Raw genomic sequence first — 3,537 nt, forward strand, 5'->3', positions numbered from 1 at the left:
CGTATCTGCCTTCGGGTGTTCGTGGACAACATTATTACCTTTACCTCATTGAAGATATCTACAGTCGAAAAATCGTCGGGTATGAAGTCTATGACCGAGAGTGTGGAGAGATGGCATCTCAACTACTTCAGCGTACGCTGATGCGGGAGCAATGCTTCAATCAAGCGTTGGTGTTGCACTCAGATAATGGTGCGCCAATGAAATCTTTGACGTTCAAGGCAAAAATGGAGGAGCTTGGCATTACATCATCTTACAGTCGTCCTCGTGTGAGCGATGATAATCCGTATGTAGAGTCACTGTTCCGCACGCTGAAATATGTCCCAAACTGGCCATCAAAGGGGTTCGAAAGTCTTGAACGAGGCCGTTCTTGGGTAGAAAGCTTTGTAATCTGGTACAACACCGTGCATAAACATAGTCGCCTGAATTACGTGACACCTTCTGAGCGACATAGTGGAAAGGATGCAGAGATTTTAAGGAAAAGAGCAAAGGTGCTAATGGCACACCGCGAAGCAAAACCAGAGCGTTGGTCAGGAAAAATACGTAACTGCGAACCAATCGGAGAAGTTCACCTGAACCCAGAAAAAGAAGCTGCTTGATAATTAGTCAAGTAGTGACAACTAGCTTGAAAAACGCCGCGTCTGTTCCTAACTACTCAAAGCGAGAGCCAGTCTCGACCAAACTTTCGCCCTATAAAGCGTACCTATTCGAACGAATCGAAGCGGCAAAGCCACACTGGATACCTGCAACCGTGTTGTTGCGGGAGATAAAAGTATTGGGTTATGAGGATGGTGTTACGATGCTCAAAGAGCATATAAAACAATACAAACCAGCACCTAATTATGATCCTGTTGTTCGTTTCGAAACGGAACCTGGACAACAGATGCAGGTCGACTTCACCACCATCTCACGCCACGGAAAACGCATAAAATCGTTCGTAGCGACACTAGGTTATAGCCGCGCCACCTTTGTTAAGTTCTCTGAACGAGAGCGTCAAGAAGACTGGATTCAGGGGCTTGAACAAGCATTTGAATTCTTCGCAGGCGTACCCAAAGAGGTACTATTCGATAACGCAAAAGCCATCATGATCGAGCGAGATGCTTATGGTGATGGAGAACATCGCTGGAACCCGCAGTTACTTGCTACCGCAAAGAAATATGGTTTTAAGCCAAAAGCTTGTCGCCCCTATCGAGCGAAAACAAAAGGGAAAGTAGAACGCTTTAACTCCTACCTCAAAAGCAGTTTTATCACACCACTGGCGGCGACACTCAAACAGCATGGCCTCGATTTAAGCGTTGATGTGGCTAACGGTCGTATTGGCGCATGGCTAGAAACCGTGGCGCACCAAAGAATACATGGGACAACGAATGCTAAGCCTCAGGTCTTGCTTGAGGAAGAACGGTTCGCACTACTGTCACTGCCGATTGCTGAGTGCTCATTTAGCCCATTACCCGTTCGCCAGTCAGTTGTGCCGATAGAAAGCTTTCAACATCCTTTATCTACTTATGATGCGCTGTTGGAGGTGAGAGTATGAACATACAGATGACTCGCATCGAAGCGGCTTGTGAATCCCTAAAGCTCAACGCGATAAGTAATGAATGGGCTGGAATAGCCAAAACAACGCTAAACAACGAGCAGAGCCTTGGGGACTTTTTAGAATCGCTACTGAATGTAGAGCTGGAAGCTAGGGCAGAAAAACACGAGCAGCACTGATGAAGTTCGCTGGCTTCCCAATGCAGAAAACCTTCGAAGAATATGATTTTGCATTCGCAACTGGTGCACCGAAGAACCAACTTCGTGAGCTTACGGGGCTTGCCTTTATAGAGCGAAAAGAAAACATTGTCTTGCTTGGGCCAAGTGGTGTTGGCAAGAGCCACTTAGCTGTGAGTCTTGGTCAAATGGCGGTGCAAAAAGGCATTAAAACTCGCTTCGTCACGGCGGCAGACTTAATGTTACAGCTCGCCACAGCAAAGAAACAGGGCAGACTGGAGAGCTACCTTAAAAGAAGTGTACTGGCACCGAGGCTGTTAATCGTCGATGAAATCGGCTATCACCCATTCGGTAGGGAGGAAGCAAACTTGTTCTTTAACGTCATAGCTAAGCGCTACGAACAAGGCAGTATTATCGTGATGAGTAATTTACCATTCTCACAATGGTCTAATGCATTCGCTGATGATACGACTCTAACGGCAGCCTTGCTTGACCGCTTATTACATCACTCTCATATCGTTCAGATCAGTGGCGAGAGTTATCGACTAAAAGGCAAAAAAGCAGCAGGTGTCCTACCAGCAATATTAGACACTGGAAATAAGTGATCTTAACTATGTGGGTGGGTCAGTTTTAGATCGGCGATAACGCCGTAAAGTGGGTCAGTTTTAAGTCGGCGTTGACACCTCAAGCTCAACTCGTAACTGGCCGATGGCTTCTGATTTAGAAGAATATTGTGCCGTCATTTCACTTAGACTGTTCGATAATTTGTCGATATCAGCGCGTAACTACTCTTGGATTGACATATGAAATAGTTTCAGTTCTTCTGCATTGTCATTATGAACATTGCTTAGTTCCGCGATACGTTGAGTATGTTCAGATTTCAACTCTATTAACGCTTGCTGATGCTGGTATTTCAACTCTTCAATGATCGCTTGATGACTGGCGACCAGTTCGGCTAATGTCCCCTCTAGTTCAGCATAAGAGCGATCAGCCGCTTTCAAATCATCCTCTTTTTCAGCCTGAACTCGTGACATTGTAGCTTCAAGGTTAGTCACTTCCTGAGTCTTAGTAGCCAGCTCACGCTCCAACTGAACATTTTTAGTAGTCGCTTCGGCCAACTTCACATCAAGTATGTCATTAACTTGTAAAAGCTCCGCTGCACTCTCTTGAGCTCCTTCTAGTTCAATCCGATTCACTTCCATTTCATCATCACGTAAAGCATTAAGCGAAAGTATTCGAGTGTTGATCTCTTGATGTAATGCTTTAACCAGTACATCACTCATAGACGTTTTTTTAAGCTCGTCAGATTCGATTTTATATTGTTCCTCACGCCACTCTTTTACATAAGGAATTACAGCAGTATGTGAAAGATTGGTATCTTTGGCCACAAGACGACCAGTGATCTTCTTCAGCTCAACACCGCCAGTTTGGTACAAAGTTTCACAAGCCTTAACGACTTGTTTTTTGATATCTGATGTAGTGGTCATGTTCGCGCCTTAGATTAAATTTACAGAATTCAAACACGTCAAAGCGTAAACGTAAAGAGGTAACCATATATCACACCAGGGCGTCCGCATGAATGGTTAATATTTATCCATTGATGAAAATCCAGCAATAAGAACTTGTTCCAAGTAGGCGAGCTTCATCATGCACCGCTTCTGTTTCATCGGTACACTAATCTTGGTTGACTCTGCTCTGAGCATGTTCAGTGCCATATGTCTTAATGCTGCCATGTTTTCAGCAGCGTTTTCTCTATAAATCTGACAAGCATCTTCATCCATACTGACATCTAAAATCCAATGCATGGATTCAATGCCCCAGTGGGCACGG

3 protein-coding genes and 2 pseudogenes are annotated in these 3,537 nt (G+C 44.8%); 3 read left to right on the top strand and 2 right to left on the bottom strand.

What is annotated here, in order from left to right; all coding sequences use genetic code 11:
• The 3 genes and pseudogenes from RH88_RS00070 to istB all read left to right on the top strand — a co-directional run.
• On the top strand, positions 1-596 hold a 596-nt coding region (locus RH88_RS00070), incomplete at its 5' end, for an integrase core domain-containing protein (RefSeq protein ID WP_005592550.1).
• Positions 593-1,531, top strand: a complete 939-nt coding sequence (gene istA / locus RH88_RS00075; RefSeq protein WP_005592552.1) for an IS21 family transposase — start codon at positions 593-595, stop codon at positions 1,529-1,531. The genes RH88_RS00070 and istA, both read left to right, overlap by 4 nt.
• A pseudogene (gene istB / locus RH88_RS00080) lies at positions 1,528-2,312 on the top strand (IS21-like element helper ATPase IstB). Before istA ends, istB begins: the two are co-directional and overlap by 4 nt.
• Positions 2,313-2,492: 180 nt before the next feature.
• On the opposite strand, the gene RH88_RS00085 reads toward istB, so the two are convergent.
• Together RH88_RS00085 and RH88_RS00090 are read right to left on the bottom strand one after the other, a co-directional pair.
• Positions 2,493-3,194, bottom strand: a complete 702-nt coding sequence (locus RH88_RS00085) for a hypothetical protein (protein ID WP_005592558.1) — start codon at positions 3,192-3,194, stop codon at positions 2,493-2,495.
• Between the two features lie 96 nt (positions 3,195-3,290).
• A pseudogene (locus RH88_RS00090) lies at positions 3,291-3,537 on the bottom strand (ISAs1 family transposase); the annotation flags it as partial.

This window comes from Vibrio scophthalmi LMG 19158 (assembly GCF_000222585.1).
GTDB classification, from domain to species: Bacteria; Pseudomonadota; Gammaproteobacteria; order Enterobacterales; family Vibrionaceae; genus Vibrio; species Vibrio scophthalmi.